This window comes from Niveispirillum sp., assembly GCF_052437035.1.
Taxonomy (GTDB): Bacteria; Pseudomonadota; Alphaproteobacteria; order Azospirillales; family Azospirillaceae; genus Niveispirillum.
The window spans coordinates 64,208-80,572 of sequence record NZ_JBQVOH010000005.1; the positions used below are offsets into that span (position 1 = coordinate 64,208).

The window sequence follows — 16,365 nt, forward strand, 5'->3', positions numbered from 1 at the left end:
TAAAGGCTTGTGTCAGGCCTTCGGCTTTTCCGCCGGGGCCACCTTGGGCTTGCCGGCGTTGCGCAGGACGACGGCCAGGTGGGAATGCAGGTTGGCGTTGGCGGCCAGGATGGAGCCGCTGGCCAGCGGGCTCTTGCCGGGGCCGATCTCGCTGACGAAACCACCGGCTTCGGTGACCAGCAGCAGGCCGGCGGCCATGTCCCAGGGCTTCAGGTCGGCTTCGAAGAAACCGTCAAAGCGGCCGGCGGCGGTGTAGGCGAGGTCGAGCGAGGCCGCACCCCAGCGGCGGATGCCCGCCACCTGGCCCATCAGGGCCTCCAACTGCTGCAGGAATACCGGCGCATTGCCATGGCCGCGGAAGGGGATGCCCGTGGCAATCAGGCTGTCGGCCAGCTGACGGCGCGAGGAAACGCGCAGGCGGGTATGGTTCAGGAAGGCACCTGCACCCTTTTCGGCCCAGAACATCTCGTCATGCACGGGTTCGTAGACGACGCCGGCAATGATCTCACCCTCACGCTCCAGCGCGATGGAGATGGCCCAGTGCGGCAGGCCGTGCAGGAAGTTGGTGGTGCCGTCCAGGGGATCGACGATGAAGCGGTGGGCGGTGTCCTTGCCCTTGATCTCACCGGTTTCTTCCAGCAGCAGGCCGAAATCGGGACGCGCCTTCTGAAGCTCCTCGCGCACGATACGCTCGGCCTTCTGGTCGGCGGCGGACACGAAGTCGGACGGACCCTTGCGAGAGACCTGCAAGTGCTCGACCTCGCCGAAATCGCGCAGGATGGCCTTGCCGGCCTTCTCAGCCGCACGGGTCATGACGTTCAGGATGGCCGAACGGGCTGCCATGGTCGAACACTCCACAATGACGAAGAAACTGCGGGATCAATGCCCGCCTATTAAAAGCGAAACGCCCGCGCGTTTAAACCCGCGCGGGCGCTGCAACGGTAAGGGTCCGGGAAGACCCGGGAGGCTTTGCCTCCCGAGGCCGGCGACTGCCGGCCCGCGCCTCGTGGCGCGCAAGCCAAGCCCGCGGATGCGGGCGCCCGGCGCCTGAGGGAGCGTGTAACCCTTAATCCTTAAAGCGTTCCATGTACTCGCCGGTTTCGATGTTCACAACGATCTTGGTGCCAGCCTCGATATGCGGCGGGACCATGACGCGGGCACCATTTTCCAGAACGGCGGGCTTGTAGGAGGAAGAGGCCGTCTGGCCCTTCACCACCGGGTCAGCCTCGGTGATCGTCAGGACCACGGACTGCGGCAGTTCGACCGACAGGGGCGCGCCTTCGAAGGACTGCACCACGACTTCCATGCCGTCGGCCAGGAAGATCTTGCCGTCGCCGATGATGTCGCCGGAGATGGTCACCTGTTCGAAGGTTTCCTTGTCCATGAAGGTGAAATTGTCATCTTCAGCGAACAGGAACGTCATCTCGTGATCGTCCAGACGGGCGCGTTCCACGGCTTCGCCGGTGCGGAAGCGCTCGATATTCTTGTTGCCGGTCTTGACGTCCTTCATTTCCAACTGGATGAAGGCGCCGCCCTTGCCGGGCTGCACAATCTGGGTGCCGGTGATCACATAGAGACGGCCGTTATGCTCAAGGATATGACCCTTGCGCATGGTGTTCGCATTGACCTTCATGACAGGCTTCTCAAACTTTATAGGAATCGAGCGGCGCGGAACCTAACAGGTTGCCTCTCAACAGGCAAATGGCCAGTGTCCCCGCCCGCCGCATAGGCAACCGGCGGGCCGTGCAAGGGCCGCAGGGCGGAATTTTAACACATCCCCCGACCATTTGCCGCCTTTCCGCCGTGTTTAGGGTATAAGGCAGCGGGAAAGATGATGTGCTGCGCGGATGGATGATGGTTGCGGGTGAAGGGGTGATGAACGCGGCGCTGGTGCGCAAGTTGCGGCTGGTCACGGGCATCGTGGCGTTGGTGGCGCTGGTCCTGGACCAGATCAGCAAACAATGGGTGCTGACCAGTCTGCTGCCCTGTCTGTCGGGGCCGGCGGGGCCGGAATGCGCCGTCAACTCCCCCTTCATCGAGGTGACGGGCTTCTTCAACATGGTGGTGGCCTGGAACTTTGGCGTCAGCTTCTCAATGTTCTATAGCCAGCATGATCTGATGCCCTTCGTGCTCAGCCTTTTGGCTATCGGCATTTGTGGCGCGCTGCTCTGGTGGAACCGCAGCAATGACCGCAAACTGGTGGCGCTGGCCACCGGCATGGTGGTGGGCGGCGCCATCGGCAATGTCATCGACCGGTTCCGCTTTGGGGCCGTCGCCGATTTCCTTGACTTTCACGTCGCGGGCTGGCACTGGCCGGCATTCAACGTGGCGGATTGCTGCATCGTGGTTGGGGTGGGCCTGTTGTTGATCGACGGGCTGTTCTCCGGCGACGAGCGGCGCTAGAGTGCGAACCGGCAATCGCGCGGGTCGGCCTCTGTTAGACTCTGCTCCTCGTTCAAAGGGTACGGATCGGACCATGGTTGTGTTGAAGCAAGTGCGCAAGGCGGCCGTTCCGGCCATCACCGTCCTGATGATGGGCGGCCTGCTGTCGGCCTGTGGCCTGTTTGGCGGGCATGACGCGCCGGATGAGTTCATGGTCGTGTCGCGCGCCCCGCTGGAGGTGCCGCCCGACTTCTCCCTGCGTCCGCCGCAGCCGGGCAGCCCGCGCCCGCAGGAAATGGAACGCGACACCCGTTCGCAGTCCAGCGTGTTCGGCGCCAGCGGTGCCGGCTCCGCCGCCCTGGTCGATCCGCGCACCAGCCCGAAGCAGACCAGCGGCGAAGGCGCCCTGCTGGCCCAGGCCGGTGCAGACGGTGCCAGCCCCGATATCCGCGCAATCGTCGACCGGGAGAATCCGGGCGTGGTGGTCGGCAGTCCGACCTTCCTGGACAAGCTGATGTTCTGGAAGGACGACCAGAACCCGGAAGTGCTGCCCCCGCCCGGCGGCGCGCTCTCCACGACGCGTGAGGCCGGCAAGTAAGTTTGGTTGCCGTCACGGTTGATTGAACCAATGCCCCGCCCCACCGGCGGGGCATTGTGATTTTGTGGGTTCAGGCAACCCAAACATGCCGTGGCGCGGCATCGCGCCCGCTTCCCAAGGGGCGCTGTCCGGCCTATGTTCCGGCCATGACCGACGCGAACACGACCCACCCCGCCGCCGCCACAGGCACGCCCCCCAGGCCCCAAGCCGGGGAGGAAGGGCGTTTCTTCGGTTATCGGGAAATTGACCCGACCGAAAAGGCATCCCTGGTCCAGGGCGTGTTCGGCAGTGTGGCCGGCAAATACGATCTGATGAACGACCTGATGTCGATGGGCGTCCACCGGCTGTGGAAGGATGCGTTCGTCGATCTGGTCCGCCCGCGCGATGGCGAGGCGCTGCTGGATGTGGCCGGCGGTACCGGCGATATCGCCTTTCGCCTGAAAAAGCAGGCGCCGGGCGCCAATGTCACCGTCTGCGATCTGACCGAATCGATGGTGCGGGTGGGGCGTGACCGGGGCCTGGATGGCGGCATGCTGTCGGGTATCGACTGGACCGTCGGCAATGCCGAGGATCTGCCGTTCCCGTCGCGGTCCATGGATGCCTATACGATCGCCTTTGGCCTGCGCAATGTGACGCGGATCGACAAGGCGCTGGCCGAGGCGCGGCGCGTGCTGAAGCCCGGTGGGCGCTTCTTCTGTCTGGAATTCAGCCATGTCGTGATCCCCGTCCTGCGGGATATCTATGACGGCTATTCCTTCCACCTGCTGCCGCGCCTGGGCCAGATGGTGGCGGGGGACAAGGACAGCTATCAGTACCTGGTGGAAAGCATTCGCCGTTTCCCCGAGCAGCAGGCCTTGTGCCGCCGGATTGAGGCGGCGGGCTTCACCGGGGCCAGGGCGCGCAACCTGTCGGGTGGCATTGCCTGCATCCATTCCGGCTGGCGCGTCTGAGGATGCTGCGCGCCATCCGCAATCTGGGCCGCATGGTCAGCATCGGTCGCACGCTGGGCCGCCATGGCGCCCTGCCGGTCGATCTGTTCCGCGACAGTGCCCCGTTCCTGGCCTTCATCCTGTCGCTGGGCAACCGCAACAAGGCGCCGGGGCGACCCGGTCAGCGGCTGGCGGCGGCGTTGCAGGCGCTGGGCCCCAGCTTCATCAAGCTGGGTCAGGTCCTGTCCATCCGCGCCGATCTGGTGGGCGAGGAGGTGGCCAACGATCTGGCCGAACTGCGTGACAGGCTGCCGCCCTTTCCCGCCGACGATGCCCGCGCCATCATCGAGGCGGAACTGGAGCGGCCCATATCGGAACTGTATGCCCGGTTCGATGATCAGGCCGTGGCGGCGGCCAGCATCGCGCAGGTGCATTTCGCCGAGACGCCTGACGGGCGGCTGGTGGCCGTCAAGGTCCTGCGCCCCGGCATTGAGCGGGCGTTCCAACAGGATATCGACCTGCTGCTCTGGCTGGCCGATTGGGCTGTGCGGGTGCAGCCAAAACTGAAGCGGTTGAAACCCGTGGCGGTGGTGGAGACATTCGCCCGCACGGTTGCCCTGGAAATGGACCTGCGGATGGAGGCGGCGGCGGCCTCAGAGCTGGCCGGCAATTTCACGGGCGACGCCACGTTTGGCGTGCCCAGCATCGATTGGGACCGCACGGCCAAACGCGTGATGACACAGGAACGCGTCATCGGCTTTTCCATCGACAAGGTGGAGGAAATTCGCGCCGCCGGTTTGCAGACCGATCAGTTGCTGGCCCATGCGGCGGATGCGTTTTTCAATCAGGTGTTCCGCGACGGCTTTTTCCATGCCGACATGCATCCCGGCAATATGTTCGTGACGCCGCAGGGACGGCTGGTCGCCGTCGATTTCGGCATCATGGGCCGCATCGACCGGCAGACGCGCCTGTACCTGGCCGACATGCTGATCGGGTTTTTGAACCGCGATTATGATCTGGTCGCCAAGGTGCATTTCGATGCCGGCTTCGTGCCCGCGACCCAGGATCAGGAACTGTTCAAGCAGGCTGTGCGGTCCATCGGGGAGCCGCTGCATGGAAGGCCTTTGTCCGACATTTCCGTGGGCCGGCTGCTGGCCCAGCTTTTCGCGGTGACCGAGAAGTTCCAGATGGAGACGCAGCCGCAATTGCTGCTGCTGCAAAAGAGCATGCTGACGGCGGAGGGGATGGGCCGCGTCCTGAACCCGCATGTGAATATGTGGGACCTGTCGCGGCCCCTGATCGAACGCTGGATGATCGAGAACCGGGGGCCGGAGGCGCGCGTCGCCGACCTTCTGTCCAATGTCGCGGGCATTGCGCGCCGGTTGCCGACCCTGGTCCGCGACCTGGAACGCACCGCCAATATGCTGGCCGAGGGCGGGGGCCTGCGTCTGCACCCCGAGTCGGTTCTGGCCCTGGCGGCGGTGCGCGAGCGTGAGGGCCGGCGCTGGCGGCGGCTGGGCTGGGCGGCACTACTGCTGGCGGCGGTGGCGCTGGGCGTGGCGTTGAGCTGACGCCCGCGACCATCTTACCGTTGCCCTGTCTTTCCCCACGTCCTACCGTCATTCCCAATGGTGACGCATCGGGGGTGTGGATGATGGGGCTTCCCCCAAACCTGTTCGGACTGGCCGGGTGGAGCGGCAGTGGCAAGACCACGCTGATAGCGCGGTTGATCCCGGCCTTGTCGGCGCGGGGCCTGACGGTGGCCACCATCAAACATGCCCATCACGCGTTCGATATCGACCAGCCGGGTAAGGACAGTTACGTCCACCGCATGGCGGGCGCGCAGGAGGTGCTGGTGGCGTCGGCCAACCGTTGGGCCCTGATGCACGAAAACCGGGATGGGCCGGCACCGACCCTGGGCGAACTGGTCGCCAAACTGTCGCCTGCCGATGTCATTCTGGTGGAAGGGTTCAAGCGCGACGCGCACCCCAAGCTGGAGGTGCATCGCCCGTCCAATGGCAAGCCGCCGCTTTGGCCCGATGATCCGCGCATCGTGGCGGTGGCCAGCGATGAGACCCTGCCCGACTGCCCCTTGCCCGTGCTGGATTTGGGGGATGTGGAGGCGGTGGCCGACCTGATCCTGCGCACCATCGGGGTGGGGCATGGCGGGTAAGGATTGCTTTGATACCGGATCAAGGGTGCTGACCGTCGCCCAGGCTCTGGATCTTATCGCGTCGCGGTTCACGGCTGTTTCGGAACCGGAACAGGTGCCGTTAGGGCGGGTGCTGGGGCGGGTGCTGGCGGCGGATATTGTCAGTGTGCTTGACCTGCCGCCCTTTGATAATGCCGCCATGGATGGCTATGCGGTGCGGGCCACCGATCTGGGCCGCCGGCTGCCGGTGGCGGGTACGCTTTATGCCGGGTCGGCCCCGGTGGCGGCACCGAAGCCGGGGGCAGCCCTACGTATCTTCACCGGTGCCGTGATGCCCGATGGGCTGGATACGGTCGTCATGCAGGAAGAGGTGCGGGTGGAGGGCGATTTTGTCCACCTGCCCGCCGGCCTTTCCCCTGGCCTCAATGTGCGGCGGCGGGGGGAGGATGTGGCAGTGGGGCAGGTGGCCTTGCCCACCGGGCGGCGGTTGCGCGCGGTCGATATCGGGCTGGCGGCGGCGCTGGGGCAGGATTTTCTGACCATACGCCGGCCCCTGCGTGTGGCGCTGTTTTCAACGGGGGATGAGGTGACGGCACCGGGCCGTGCGCTGGCCCCTGGTGGGATTTATGACGCCAACCGGCCCTTGCTGTCGGCGCTGCTTTCGCAGATGGGCTGCGCCGTTACCGACTTGGGTATCCTGGCCGATGATGAGGGGGTGATCCGGGCGGCATTGGCGGCGGCGGCAGCGGATCATGATCTGATCCTCACCTCCGGCGGGGTGTCGGCGGGGGATGCCGATCATGTGAAGGCGGCGGTGAGGACGCTGGGCGGGCTGGACCTGTGGAAGCTGGCCCTGAAACCCGGCAAGCCGCTTGCGCTGGGCCATGTCGGGGCGGCGGCCTTTGCTGGGCTGCCCGGCAATCCCGTGGCCATGCTGGTCAGTTTTCTGGTCCTGGTTCGGCCCTTGATTGATCGTCTGTCGGGTGCCGTGCCCGCGCCCCTGCCGTTGCTGACGGCCCCCGCCGGCTTTGCGCATGCCAAGAAGGCGGGCCGGCGGGAATATCTGCGGGTCAGCATCGGGCCGGACGGCGTGGCCCATGCCGATCCGACGGAAGGGGCCGCCATGCTGGGCCACCTGACCCGCGCGGATGCGCTGGCGGAGTTGGGGGAAGAGGTGACGGCGGTGCGTCCGGGGGACCCGGTGCGGGTGCTGCCGTTGGGGATGCTGGGGACTTGATTATCTATCCGTAAGCGGATATATTCCGATATCCGCTTCAATAGGAGCTTTGATGTTCGGGATTGTTGTCATCCGCTGACCCGCCGCTGTTGGCCGGTCAGTTTTCGCGTAAGTCCATGCCCTGCCCCGCGGTTTGCCGGTGGTCGCGCATGGCTGCGTCAGCCCCTATGCTGAACGGACGACGACATCCCCATCATGAATATCTCAAAGCCGGAGCAGCGGACGCTGCACGCGCTGGCCCAGGGTGGCCGCATCAACCTGATCCGTAATGAGGCCGATTATCGCGATGTGAAGGCCGTGGAATGCCTGACGCGCGATGGCTGGCTGCTGGTGGATTGCACCCTGCCGGTGTTCCGCAAGCTCAAGTCCCGCCGCCTGATCGCATCGCGCGATGGCGGGCCATACCGCATTACCCGCGACGGTCTGGCGGCGGTCAGGTCGCAGTTGGATAACCGCTGAAATGAAAAGCCCCGGTGCTGACAACGGCACCGGGGCTTTTTTACCCGTCACATATTCGGGTAGTTCGGCCCCCCGCCGCCTTCCGGCACCGTCCAGGTGATGTTCTGGAGCGGGTCCTTGATGTCGCAGGTTTTACAATGGACGCAGTTCTGCGCGTTGATCACGAAGCGCGGATGCTGGCCATTATCGTCGCGCACCACCTCATACACGCCGGCGGGGCAGTAGCGCTGGGCCGGTTCGTCGTAATTGGGCAGATTATGCTCAATGGGGATCGACGGGTCCTTCAGCTTCAGGTGGGCCGGCTGGTTTTCCTCATGATTGGTGTTGGAGATGAACACCGAGGACAGGCGGTCAAAGCTGATCACGCCATCGGGCTTGGGGTACTTGATCTTCTTAGCCATGTTGGCCGGGGTCAGGCTTTCATGGTCGGCCTTCGTGTGGTGCAGGGTGTAGGGCAGGAATTTGCCTAGGCCCAGATCATGCGCCCACATCTGAATGCCGCCGTGGATATTGCCCAGCAGCAGGCCGGCCTTCAGGCCCGGCTTGACGTTGCGGACCTTGAACAGGTCCTCATGCACCCAGCTGTCCTTCCACGACGCCTCATAGGCGGACAGGGTGTCGCCATTGCCGACACCACCCGCCAGCTTGTCGAACGCGGCCTCGGCGGCCAGCATGCCGGTCTTCATGGCATTGTGGGTGCCCTTGATGCGGGGCACGTTCACGAAGCCGGCGGAGCAGCCGATCAGGGCGCCGCCGGGGAATGTCAGCTTCGGCACCGACTGCAACCCGCCCTCATTGATGGCGCGGGCGCCATAGGACAGGCGCTTGCCACCCTCCAGGTACTTGCGCACGAACGGGTGCTGCTTGAAGCGCTGGAATTCCTCAAACGGCGACAGATGCGGGTTGGCGTAATCCAGGTTCACCACGAAGCCGATGGAAACCTGGTTATCCTCCAGATGGTACATCCAGGAACCACCAGCCGTGCTGCTGTCCAGCGGCCAGCCCTGGGTGTGCATGACCAGACCCTGTTGATGCTTTTCGGGGTCGATCTGCCACAATTCCTTGATGCCGATGCCGTATTTCTGCACATCGCAGTCCGACCGCAGGTCGAACTTTTCCATCAACTGCTTGGACAGGTTGCCGCGCACACCTTCGGCAAAGAAGGTGTATTTGCCGTGCAGTTCCATGCCGGGGGTGAAGTTATGCGTCGGCTCCCCATCCTTGCCGATGCCCATGTCGCCCGTGGCGACACCCTTCACGCTGCCATCCTCATGGAACAACACCTCGGCGGCGGCGAAGCCGGGATAGATCTCCACGCCCAGCTCTTCGGCCTGCCCGGCCAGCCAGCGGCAGAGATTGCCCAGGCTGATGGCGTAGTTGCCGTCATTATGCATCAAGGGCGGCAGCAGGAAGTTGGGCACGCGGATGCCGCCCTTGTCCGACAGGATATAGAACCGGTCGTCGGTGACGGGCGTGTTCAGCGGCGCGCCCTTTTCCTTCCAGTCGGGGATCAGCTCGTTGAGCGCGCGCGGGTCGATGACATTGCCCGACAGGATGTGGGCACCCACTTCCGAGCCCTTTTCCAGCACGCAGACGCTGACCTCCTGCCCCTTTTCCGCCGCCAGCTGTTTCAGCCGGATCGCCGCTGACAGGCCCGACGGGCCTGCGCCAACGATCACGACATCATATTCCATCGATTCGCGTTCCATACCCATCCCACCGCTTGTTTTCAGCGCGCCTTTCGACCGTTCGTGCCTTTTTTGCAGGCCCGTATAATCCAGTCGCCGCGCCGCTGCCGGCCCGTCCAGCGGGGCCGATCCTCTACGACGCTGTTAAGACAGCATAGGCCGGTGGTAGGGTCAAACCATGATTGGCGTCGTCGAATCCGTCTCCGCCCTGCGGTTCCTGCTGGATTGTGGGGTTGATGAGGTGATCGGGGAGGAGCCGACCGATTGGTCGGCCCTGTCACCCCGTGCGCGCACCCAAAGTGCCGTAGCGTCACCTGCCCCGACACGGCCCGCAGCGGGGGGCGCAGCGCCCCAACCGTCCCCGCGACAAAATGTGCCGCCGCCCGTGGCGCGTGCGCCCGAACCTGGTCCGCTTGGGGCGGCAGAGGCCGGGCAGTCGGCCCGTCTGGCGGCGTCGGCGGCGCAGAACCTGGATGAGCTGAAGGAGTCGCTGGCCGCCTTTGACGGCTGTGCGCTGAAAAAGACGGCCACCAATCTGGTGTTCGGTATGGGCAGCCGGCAGGCGCGCATCATGCTGATTGGTGAGGCGCCGGGCGAGAATGAGGACCGGCAGGGCCTGCCCTTTGTCGGGCCGGCGGGACAGTTGCTGGACCGCATGCTGGGGGCCATCGGCCTGGACCGGCATGCCGATGATCCAGCCAAGGCCGTCTATATCACCAACATGCTGCCTTGGCGTCCGCCCGGCAATCGCAGCCCGACCGACAGTGAGATTGCCGCCTGCATGCCCTTCATGGTGCGGCATATCGAGTTGATGGCACCCGATATCCTGATCTTCGCGGGCGGGATCTCGGCCAAGGCCATGTTGAACCGGACAGAGGGGATCACGCGGCTGCGGGGCCGCTGGTTCGATTATGGCAGTGCCGGGTTGAAAAAGTCGGTGGCCGCGATGCCGATGCTGCACCCCGCCTATCTGCTGCGCAATCCCGATGCCAAGCGGGAGGCGTGGAAGGATTTGCTGGCGCTGAAGGTGCGGTTAGACGGGGGCGCGTAGCATCCCCCGGTAAAGGCCGGGTTCCGACCCGGCGATGGGGATGGCGTCCACGGCCTTTTGATAGAATTCCACCGGCCCGGCCCCGCCGATGACGGCATAGGCGTAACCATCGGCGGCCATGGCGCGCAGGCTGGCCAGTAGCAGCGCCTTGCCCAGGCCGGTTCCCCGCGCCCCTTCATCCACGCCCGTGGGGCCGAACAGGCCGCGCGCGGTCACGTCATGGCAGGCAAAGCCCAGCAGGGTGCCGGCATCATCATGCGCGATATGGATGTGGGTGGGGCAGGCGGACAGGGCCACGGCAGCCTCCGCCCGCCAACCTTCCCCAAACCGGGCCGCGATCCAGGGCAGGATCAAAGGCGCCTCCGGTGCCAGGGCACGGCGCAGCGTTATGCCGGGCGGCAGCGGATCGGGGCCGGGGGGCAGGGCGTAGAGTTTGACGAGCAGGTCCATGTGTTACGTTACTCCCTCAATCGCCGGGCGGGCGCATCCGCGCCCTTGGCTTGCGGCGCACAAGCGACGGGCTGGCGGTCGCCAGCCTCCAATCTGCCAAAGGGCAAGCCGTTTGGCAGATTGGCATTACCCCAACGCCCGGCGCAGATTGTCGCCCGCCACCGACAGGGACGCGCGCGCCGCATCCGGCGACAGTCCGCGCAGCAGGACCAGGGCTGCCGGTTTCAGCGCGCCGCCGCAATCGGCCAGGGCCTTTGCCGCCATGTCGCAATCGGCCCCCGTGATCTGTCGCAGGATGTCCAGCGCGCGGGCCTGCAGCTTCACATTATTGACCTGCAGATTGACCATCAGGTTCCCGTAAACCCCGCCGAGGCGCACCATCAGGGCCGTGGAGAACAGGTTCAGCAGCAGTTTCTGCGCCGTGCCGGCCGCCAGCCGGGTGGAGCCGGCGATCACTTCCTCCCCGCTATCGACAAACAACGGATGTTCGGCGGCCAGCAGTAGGGGGGAGCCGTCATTGCTGGCGATGCCGATGGTCAGGGCGCCGCCTGCCCGCGCCACATCCAGGGCGCCGACGGTAAAGGCGCTGCGCCCGCTGGCCGATACGCCGATGACGATATCGGCGGGGCCGGGGGACAAGGCTTGGACGCGGGTCGCGCCAGCATCGCCCGCATCCTCCACCGACCCATCAAATCCCTGGCGCAGGTCACCGATCCCGGCCAGGACCAGTTCCACCCGCGTCAGGGGGAAGCTGAAGGTGCCGGGCAGTTCCAAGCCATCCAGGGCGGCCAGCACCGCCGAGGACCCGGCCCCGACATAGATCAGGCGGCCTGTGGTGCCGATTCGTCCCGCCGCCGCATCCACGGCCCGGCTCAGCGCCGGCAGGGTGGCCAGACAGGCCGACACGGCCCGCGCCTGCCCGCCCCACAATGCCTCCAGAATGTCGGGCGTGGACCATTGATCCAGCCCCTGGAAGCGTTGGCCCACCTTCTCCGTCGCGGACATGTCCTGTCTCTGGTCTTGTTAAACTGTCTACACGACCATACCAGATGATTTTTTGATCGCCAAGTAAGGCTTGGGATATTGCTATCTGGTATTTATCTGGTATCGTACCTGTCAGAGATTGGATAGAGACCAAGAGACGCCTTCATGACCTCTCCCCTGTTCCTGGGCATCGATGGTGGCGGCACGCGCTGCCGGGCGCGGCTGGCCGATGCGGGCGGGCGCACGCTGGGCGAGGGTGTGGGCGGGGCCGCCAATATCCGCCTAGGCCTGGACGTCGCCTGGGGTGCCATCATGGAGGCGGTGGATACCGCCCTGGCGCAGGCGGGATTGGGACGGAAGGTTCTGTCCAACACCTATATTGGCCTGGGTCTGGCCGGCATCACCAATGCGGCCGATCAGCAGCGGGTGGCCGACAGCGCGCCGGTGCGCTTTGCAGGCATCCTGTCCGACACGGATGCTTACACCGCCTGTCTGGGTGCCCATGCCGGGGCCGATGGCGGCATCCTGATTTCCGGCACGGGCAGTGCCGCGCAGATCATCATCAATGGTGTAGGCCGGGGCATCGGCGGCTGGGGGTTCGAGGTATCGGACCTGGGCTCCGGCGCGTCCATGGGGCGCGACGCGGTGCGCGCTGCCCTGCTGGGGTATGACGGGATGGGGCCGCAGACGGATTTGACCCGGGCTGTGATGGCGGCGCTGGGCGGTGATCCGCCATCGGTTGTCGCCTGGGTTGGCACGGCCCGGCCGGGGGATTATGGCACCTTGGCGCCGCTGGTGCTGGATCATGCGCGCAAGGGCGACGTGGTGGCCGAACGGCTGGTGCGCGAACAGGCGGATTATCTGGTCATGCATATCCGCCGCCTGCTGCAACTGGGCGCGCCCGCCATCTGTTTGATGGGCGGGTTGGGTCCGGTGCTGCTGGACTGGATGGCGCCCTGGGTGCGGGATGTGCTGACGGAACCCAAGGGCGATGCCATGGCGGGCGGCGTGCTGCTGGCCATGCAGGCGGTGCCGGCATGAGCGTGACCGAACCCCTGTTCGATGGCGCGGCATTGTCCGCCGACAGCCCCCTGCCGCTTTACATGCAGCTGGCCCGGCATCTGAAACGGTTGATCAGCGACGGGACCCTGGCGGTGGAAGATGCGCTACCCGCCGAGCGCGATCTGGCCGAAGGGTTTGCGGTGTCGCGCGTGACGGTGCGCAAGGCGGTGCAGGCGCTGGTCGATGAAGGGCTGCTGCATCAGCGCCCGCGCGCCGGCACCTTTGTGGCCAAGGCCCCGCATGTTGAACAGCCGCTGTCGGCCCTGACCGGCTTTTCGGAGGATATGCGGTCGCGCGGGCTGGAGCCGTCGTCGCGTTGGCTGTCGCGCACGGTGGCCCCGGCCAGCCCGGAAGAGGCGATGGTGCTGGGCTTGGCGCTGGGGGAGAAGGTCAGCCGTCTGTGGCGTCTGCGTCTGGCCGACGATGCACCGATGGCGATCGAGCTGTCGGTGGTGCCGGCCCGCATCCTGCCGGACCCGATGCAGGTCACGGGATCGCTGTACGATGTGCTGCGCGGGTTGGGATATCCGCCGCACCGCGCCTTGCAGCGACTGTCCGCAGGCCTGCTGAATCCCGATCAGGCTGGCATCCTGCATGTGCCGGAAGGTACGCCGGCCCTGTTCATCGAACGCCGCAGCTTCCTGGAAAATGGCCGCCCGCTGGAATTCGTGCGCAGCCAGTACCGGGGCGATGCCTACGATTTCATTGTGGAGCTGAACCTGACCGCTCCGCCCAACCCGTGATGTTTTGAGACCGACCATGACCAAGCCCGACAGCACCAGCACCAAGATGGCCGTGGAAGCGGCGGAAAGTGCCGCCGCCATTCAGCGCCAGATCGAACGCTGTGGCCCCCTGTTCAGCGTTCTGGGGACCAAGCTGCGGGAGTTGAACCCGTCGCTGGTGGTCACCTGCGCGCGCGGCAGTTCCGATCATGCCGCCACCTATGGCAAGTATCTGATCGAAACCCATCTGGGCCTGCCCGTCGCGTCGGTCGGCCCGTCGGTCGTGTCGCTATACAATACCGACCTGAAGGTCGAAGGCGCCCTGTTCGTGGCCGTGTCGCAGAGCGGGCGCAGCCCCGACCTGCTGCGTCTGGCGGCGGCGGCGAAGAAGGGCGGGGCCTATGTCGTGGCCTTCGTGAATGACGAGACATCGCCGCTGGCCGAGGCTGCCGACCTGTTCATCCCGCTTTGCGCGGGGCCGGAGATCAGTGTGGCCGCCACCAAATCCTATCTGACGGCCTGCTTTGCCTTCCTGTCCATGGTGGCGGAATGGAAGGATGATGACGGTCTGCGCCAGACGGCAGGCCAGGCCCCGGCGGCCCTGACGGCGGCGGCGGAACTGGACTGGACGCCGGCCCTGCTGAACCTGACGGACAAGTCCGGCCTGTATATTATCGGGCGCGGCGTGGGGACGGGGGCCATCATGGAAATGGCCCTGAAATGCAAGGAAACCTGCCGCCTGCATGCCGAGGCGTTCAGTGCCGCAGAGGTGATCCACGGGCCGCTGGCCCTGGTCGGCCCCGATTTCCCCGTGCTGGCCATCAACCAGAATGACGCAACGGCAGAGGCGACGCGCGCGGCCATCGCCCGCTGTATCGATCTGGGAGCCCCGGTGTTCAGCAGCGATGACAGTGTGAAGGGGGTGATCCCGCTGCCGTCGGTGCCGGCGCTGGCCCCGGAACTGGCGCCGCTGGCGGCGGTGCAGAGCTTCTACATGGCCATCCATACGGTGTCGCAGCGCCGGGGCCTGAACCCCGATGTGCCGGCCAACCTGCGCAAGGTGACGGAGACGGTGTGATGACAGGCACCTTGCTGACCGGTGCGCGGGTCTTTACCGGCACCCGAACCATTGAGGCCGATCTTTTGATCCAGGGCGAGCGTGTCGCTGCGGTTCTGCCGCCCGGTGCCATGGCCCCTGCCGGCGTTGCGGTACGGCGGCTGTCGTCCGACATGCTCCTGGCGCCCGGTTTCATCGATACACAGGTGAATGGCGGCGGCGGGGTGTTGTTCAACGATACGCCGACGCGCGAAGCGGCGTTGGCCATTGCGCGCGCCCATCGCCGGTTCGGCACCACGTCCCTGCTGCCCACCTTCATTACTGATGCGGTGGCGGGGATGCAGGCAGCGGCACTGGCGGCGGCATCGGCCAGCGGCGTCATCGGGTCGGGTGTCATCGGCGTGCATCTGGAAGGCCCGTTCCTGACCCCTGAACGGCGCGGTGTCCATAATCTGGACCATGTGCGACAGGCGACCGAAAGCGATCTGGATTTCTTGGAAGGGCTGCCGGACCGGTTTGGCGCGCATGATGCCCGCGTGCTGCTGTCACTGGCCCCGGACCAGGTGGCTCCGGCGGAGATTGCGCGGCTGGTAGCGGCGGGCGTGATCGTGGCGGGCGCGCATTCGGCGGCCAGTTTTGCCCAGACCATGGCGGCGGTGGATGCCGGCCTGACGGGCTTCACCCACCTGTTCAACGCCATGCCGCCGCTGGCCAATCGCGAACCCGGCATAGCCGGGGCCGCCCTGTCGGCGCGTGATACGGTGTGCGGCATCATCGCCGATGGGGTGCATGTGCATCCGGCCATGCTGCGTCTGGCGCTGGCGGCCAAGGGGCCGGGCGGCTTGATGCTGGTCACTGATGCCATGCCGCCGACCGGGACGGACGCAACCAGCTTCCAGCTGTATGGGCAGACTATCCATCGCCGCGAGGGTCGTCTGGTCACGGATGATGGCACCCTGGCCGGGGCCGATATCGACATGGCACAGTCGGTGCGCAATGCCATCCGGTTGATGGGGGTGGATGTGGAGGAAGCGCTGCGCATGGCCTCGCTCTATCCCGCGCGCTTCCTGCATCTGGATCATCGCCTGGGCCGCCTTCAGGCGGGGTGGCAGGCGGATATCGTGCTGCTGGACAGTGCTTTGACGGTTACCGGCACCTGGGTCGCCGGGCAATGGCGGGATGCCAAGGACGGAGAGTGAGGAAGGGTGTCGCATGCGGTCCTTGGACCTTATGCGACCTACGAAGTCCATTGTAGGTCGCATAAGCATAGCGCATGCGACAGCGATTGTGGACAGGACCACCGATCAGGGAGCAGGGGGATGAACAAGCGTCGTTACACCGCCGAAGAGGTGGAGCAGAAGCTGGCCTTGGCCGATGCGCTGCTGAATGAAGGCTATAAGATCGTGGATATCGCCCGCGAATTGGGCGTGACCCGCGTCACCTATTACCGCTGGCGCCAGGATCAGGCTGGCGAAAAGCCGGCCATGGTGCGCCGCCTGGAACAGTTGGAGCGGGAGAATGCCGAGCTGCGCCGGCGTCTGGCCGATCTGCTGCGCGCCGGGTATCGGTCGGACACGGCGGTGGCGGCGTGAGG

The 16,365-nt window shown here is 65.7% G+C and carries 18 protein-coding genes; 13 read left to right on the forward strand and 5 right to left on the reverse strand.

The window, feature by feature from the left end; all coding sequences use genetic code 11:
- Window positions 1-12: 12 nt before the first annotated feature.
- The gene (locus tag ACT6Q8_RS14060) at window positions 13-843 is read right to left on the reverse strand and encodes an inositol monophosphatase family protein (protein ID WP_054168799.1); all 831 of its coding nucleotides are present in this window, start codon (window positions 841-843) and stop codon (window positions 13-15) included.
- Window positions 844-1,066: 223 nt separating this feature from the next.
- Window positions 1,067-1,633: an elongation factor P gene (efp, locus tag ACT6Q8_RS14065; protein WP_054168800.1), complete on the reverse strand. Its 567-nt coding sequence runs from the start codon at window positions 1,631-1,633 to the stop codon at window positions 1,067-1,069.
- 203 nt (window positions 1,634-1,836) lie between these two features.
- On the opposite strand from efp, the gene lspA reads away from it, so the two are divergent.
- The 7 genes from lspA (at window position 1,837) to ACT6Q8_RS14100 (ending at window position 7,757) form a co-directional block, all read left to right on the forward strand.
- The gene (gene lspA / locus ACT6Q8_RS14070) at window positions 1,837-2,403 is read left to right on the forward strand and encodes a signal peptidase II (protein WP_444733331.1); all 567 of its coding nucleotides are present in this window, start codon (window positions 1,837-1,839) and stop codon (window positions 2,401-2,403) included.
- 73 nt (window positions 2,404-2,476) lie between these two features.
- Complete coding sequence (locus tag ACT6Q8_RS14075) at window positions 2,477-2,980, forward strand: DUF3035 domain-containing protein (protein WP_444733332.1); 504 nt, start codon at window positions 2,477-2,479, stop codon at window positions 2,978-2,980.
- A 146-nt stretch (window positions 2,981-3,126) separates the two neighbouring features.
- Entirely contained in the window at window positions 3,127-3,930 is an 804-nt protein-coding gene (locus ACT6Q8_RS14080) for a class I SAM-dependent methyltransferase (protein WP_444733333.1), read from the forward strand.
- Between the two features lie 2 nt (window positions 3,931-3,932).
- The gene (ubiB, locus tag ACT6Q8_RS14085) at window positions 3,933-5,480 is read left to right on the forward strand and encodes a 2-polyprenylphenol 6-hydroxylase (RefSeq protein WP_444733334.1); all 1,548 of its coding nucleotides are present in this window, start codon (window positions 3,933-3,935) and stop codon (window positions 5,478-5,480) included.
- Between the two features lie 80 nt (window positions 5,481-5,560).
- Window positions 5,561-6,082 carry a molybdopterin-guanine dinucleotide biosynthesis protein B gene (mobB, locus tag ACT6Q8_RS14090; protein ID WP_444733335.1) on the forward strand — a complete coding sequence of 174 codons (522 nt, stop codon included), beginning with the start codon at window positions 5,561-5,563 and terminating at the stop codon, window positions 6,080-6,082.
- Window positions 6,072-7,298 (forward strand): molybdopterin molybdotransferase MoeA, encoded by a 1,227-nt coding sequence (locus ACT6Q8_RS14095; RefSeq protein WP_444733336.1) that lies wholly within the window; start codon window positions 6,072-6,074, stop codon window positions 7,296-7,298. Before mobB ends, ACT6Q8_RS14095 begins: the two co-directional genes overlap by 11 nt.
- Window positions 7,299-7,493: 195 nt before the next feature.
- Entirely contained in the window at window positions 7,494-7,757 is a 264-nt protein-coding gene (locus tag ACT6Q8_RS14100; protein ID WP_444733337.1) for a YjhX family toxin, read from the forward strand.
- A 47-nt stretch (window positions 7,758-7,804) separates the two neighbouring features.
- On the opposite strand, the gene ACT6Q8_RS14105 is transcribed toward ACT6Q8_RS14100, so the two are convergent.
- Complete coding sequence (locus ACT6Q8_RS14105; protein ID WP_054168806.1) at window positions 7,805-9,466, reverse strand: electron transfer flavoprotein-ubiquinone oxidoreductase; 1,662 nt, start codon at window positions 9,464-9,466, stop codon at window positions 7,805-7,807.
- 157 nt (window positions 9,467-9,623) lie between these two features.
- Between ACT6Q8_RS14105 and ACT6Q8_RS14110 the strand changes: the two genes are divergently transcribed.
- Window positions 9,624-10,496, forward strand: coding sequence for a uracil-DNA glycosylase family protein (locus tag ACT6Q8_RS14110; protein ID WP_444733338.1), 873 nt, complete (start codon window positions 9,624-9,626; stop codon window positions 10,494-10,496).
- Here the strand turns inward: ACT6Q8_RS14110 and ACT6Q8_RS14115 are convergent.
- Window positions 10,479-10,946: a GNAT family N-acetyltransferase gene (locus ACT6Q8_RS14115; RefSeq protein ID WP_054168808.1), complete on the reverse strand. Its 468-nt coding sequence runs from the start codon at window positions 10,944-10,946 to the stop codon at window positions 10,479-10,481. The genes ACT6Q8_RS14110 and ACT6Q8_RS14115 overlap by 18 nt on opposite strands.
- Before the next feature lie 126 nt (window positions 10,947-11,072).
- Window positions 11,073-11,951 carry an N-acetylmuramic acid 6-phosphate etherase gene (locus ACT6Q8_RS14120; RefSeq protein ID WP_444733339.1) on the reverse strand — a complete coding sequence of 293 codons (879 nt, stop codon included), beginning with the start codon at window positions 11,949-11,951 and terminating at the stop codon, window positions 11,073-11,075.
- A gap of 144 nt (window positions 11,952-12,095) precedes the next feature.
- Here ACT6Q8_RS14120 and ACT6Q8_RS14125 point away from each other — a divergent pair, with 144 nt between their 5' ends.
- The 5 genes from ACT6Q8_RS14125 to ACT6Q8_RS14145 all read left to right on the forward strand — a co-directional run bounded on the left by ACT6Q8_RS14125 (window position 12,096) and on the right by ACT6Q8_RS14145 (window position 16,363).
- Window positions 12,096-12,971: a BadF/BadG/BcrA/BcrD ATPase family protein gene (locus ACT6Q8_RS14125; RefSeq protein ID WP_444733340.1), complete on the forward strand. Its 876-nt coding sequence runs from the start codon at window positions 12,096-12,098 to the stop codon at window positions 12,969-12,971.
- Entirely contained in the window at window positions 12,968-13,735 is a 768-nt protein-coding gene (locus ACT6Q8_RS14130) for a GntR family transcriptional regulator (protein WP_054168811.1), read from the forward strand. Before ACT6Q8_RS14125 ends, ACT6Q8_RS14130 begins: the two co-directional genes overlap by 4 nt.
- Before the next feature lie 16 nt (window positions 13,736-13,751).
- Window positions 13,752-14,792: an SIS domain-containing protein gene (locus tag ACT6Q8_RS14135; RefSeq protein WP_444733341.1), complete on the forward strand. Its 1,041-nt coding sequence runs from the start codon at window positions 13,752-13,754 to the stop codon at window positions 14,790-14,792.
- Window positions 14,792-15,970 carry an N-acetylglucosamine-6-phosphate deacetylase gene (gene nagA / locus ACT6Q8_RS14140; protein ID WP_444733342.1) on the forward strand — a complete coding sequence of 393 codons (1,179 nt, stop codon included), beginning with the start codon at window positions 14,792-14,794 and terminating at the stop codon, window positions 15,968-15,970. Before ACT6Q8_RS14135 ends, nagA begins: the two co-directional genes overlap by 1 nt.
- A gap of 120 nt (window positions 15,971-16,090) precedes the next feature.
- Complete coding sequence (locus tag ACT6Q8_RS14145) at window positions 16,091-16,363, forward strand: transposase (RefSeq protein WP_444733343.1); 273 nt, start codon at window positions 16,091-16,093, stop codon at window positions 16,361-16,363.
- Window positions 16,364-16,365 lie beyond the last annotated feature (2 nt).

What these genes read in the sequence shown, in the direction of transcription:
- ACT6Q8_RS14130 (WP_054168811.1), top strand. Translation starts at nt 12,968, where the DNA reads ATGAGCGTGACCGAACCCCTGTTCGATGGCGCGGCATTGTCCGCCGAC.
- ACT6Q8_RS14145 (WP_444733343.1), top strand. Translation starts at nt 16,091, where the DNA reads ATGAACAAGCGTCGTTACACCGCCGAAGAGGTGGAGCAGAAGCTGGCC.
- ACT6Q8_RS14100 (WP_444733337.1), top strand. Translation starts at nt 7,494, where the DNA reads ATGAATATCTCAAAGCCGGAGCAGCGGACGCTGCACGCGCTGGCCCAG.
- mobB (WP_444733335.1), top strand. Translation starts at nt 5,561, where the DNA reads ATGATGGGGCTTCCCCCAAACCTGTTCGGACTGGCCGGGTGGAGCGGC.
- ACT6Q8_RS14075 (WP_444733332.1), top strand. Translation starts at nt 2,477, where the DNA reads ATGGTTGTGTTGAAGCAAGTGCGCAAGGCGGCCGTTCCGGCCATCACC.
- ACT6Q8_RS14060 (WP_054168799.1), bottom strand. Translation starts at nt 843, where the DNA reads ATGGCAGCCCGTTCGGCCATCCTGAACGTCATGACCCGTGCGGCTGAG.
- efp (WP_054168800.1), bottom strand. Translation starts at nt 1,633, where the DNA reads ATGAAGGTCAATGCGAACACCATGCGCAAGGGTCATATCCTTGAGCAT.
- ACT6Q8_RS14125 (WP_444733340.1), top strand. Translation starts at nt 12,096, where the DNA reads ATGACCTCTCCCCTGTTCCTGGGCATCGATGGTGGCGGCACGCGCTGC.
- ACT6Q8_RS14080 (WP_444733333.1), top strand. Translation starts at nt 3,127, where the DNA reads ATGACCGACGCGAACACGACCCACCCCGCCGCCGCCACAGGCACGCCC.
- ACT6Q8_RS14095 (WP_444733336.1), top strand. Translation starts at nt 6,072, where the DNA reads ATGGCGGGTAAGGATTGCTTTGATACCGGATCAAGGGTGCTGACCGTC.
- ubiB (WP_444733334.1), top strand. Translation starts at nt 3,933, where the DNA reads ATGCTGCGCGCCATCCGCAATCTGGGCCGCATGGTCAGCATCGGTCGC.
- ACT6Q8_RS14120 (WP_444733339.1), bottom strand. Translation starts at nt 11,951, where the DNA reads ATGTCCGCGACGGAGAAGGTGGGCCAACGCTTCCAGGGGCTGGATCAA.
- ACT6Q8_RS14110 (WP_444733338.1), top strand. Translation starts at nt 9,624, where the DNA reads ATGATTGGCGTCGTCGAATCCGTCTCCGCCCTGCGGTTCCTGCTGGAT.
- nagA (WP_444733342.1), top strand. Translation starts at nt 14,792, where the DNA reads ATGACAGGCACCTTGCTGACCGGTGCGCGGGTCTTTACCGGCACCCGA.
- ACT6Q8_RS14135 (WP_444733341.1), top strand. Translation starts at nt 13,752, where the DNA reads ATGACCAAGCCCGACAGCACCAGCACCAAGATGGCCGTGGAAGCGGCG.
- ACT6Q8_RS14105 (WP_054168806.1), bottom strand. Translation starts at nt 9,466, where the DNA reads ATGGAACGCGAATCGATGGAATATGATGTCGTGATCGTTGGCGCAGGC.
- ACT6Q8_RS14115 (WP_054168808.1), bottom strand. Translation starts at nt 10,946, where the DNA reads ATGGACCTGCTCGTCAAACTCTACGCCCTGCCCCCCGGCCCCGATCCG.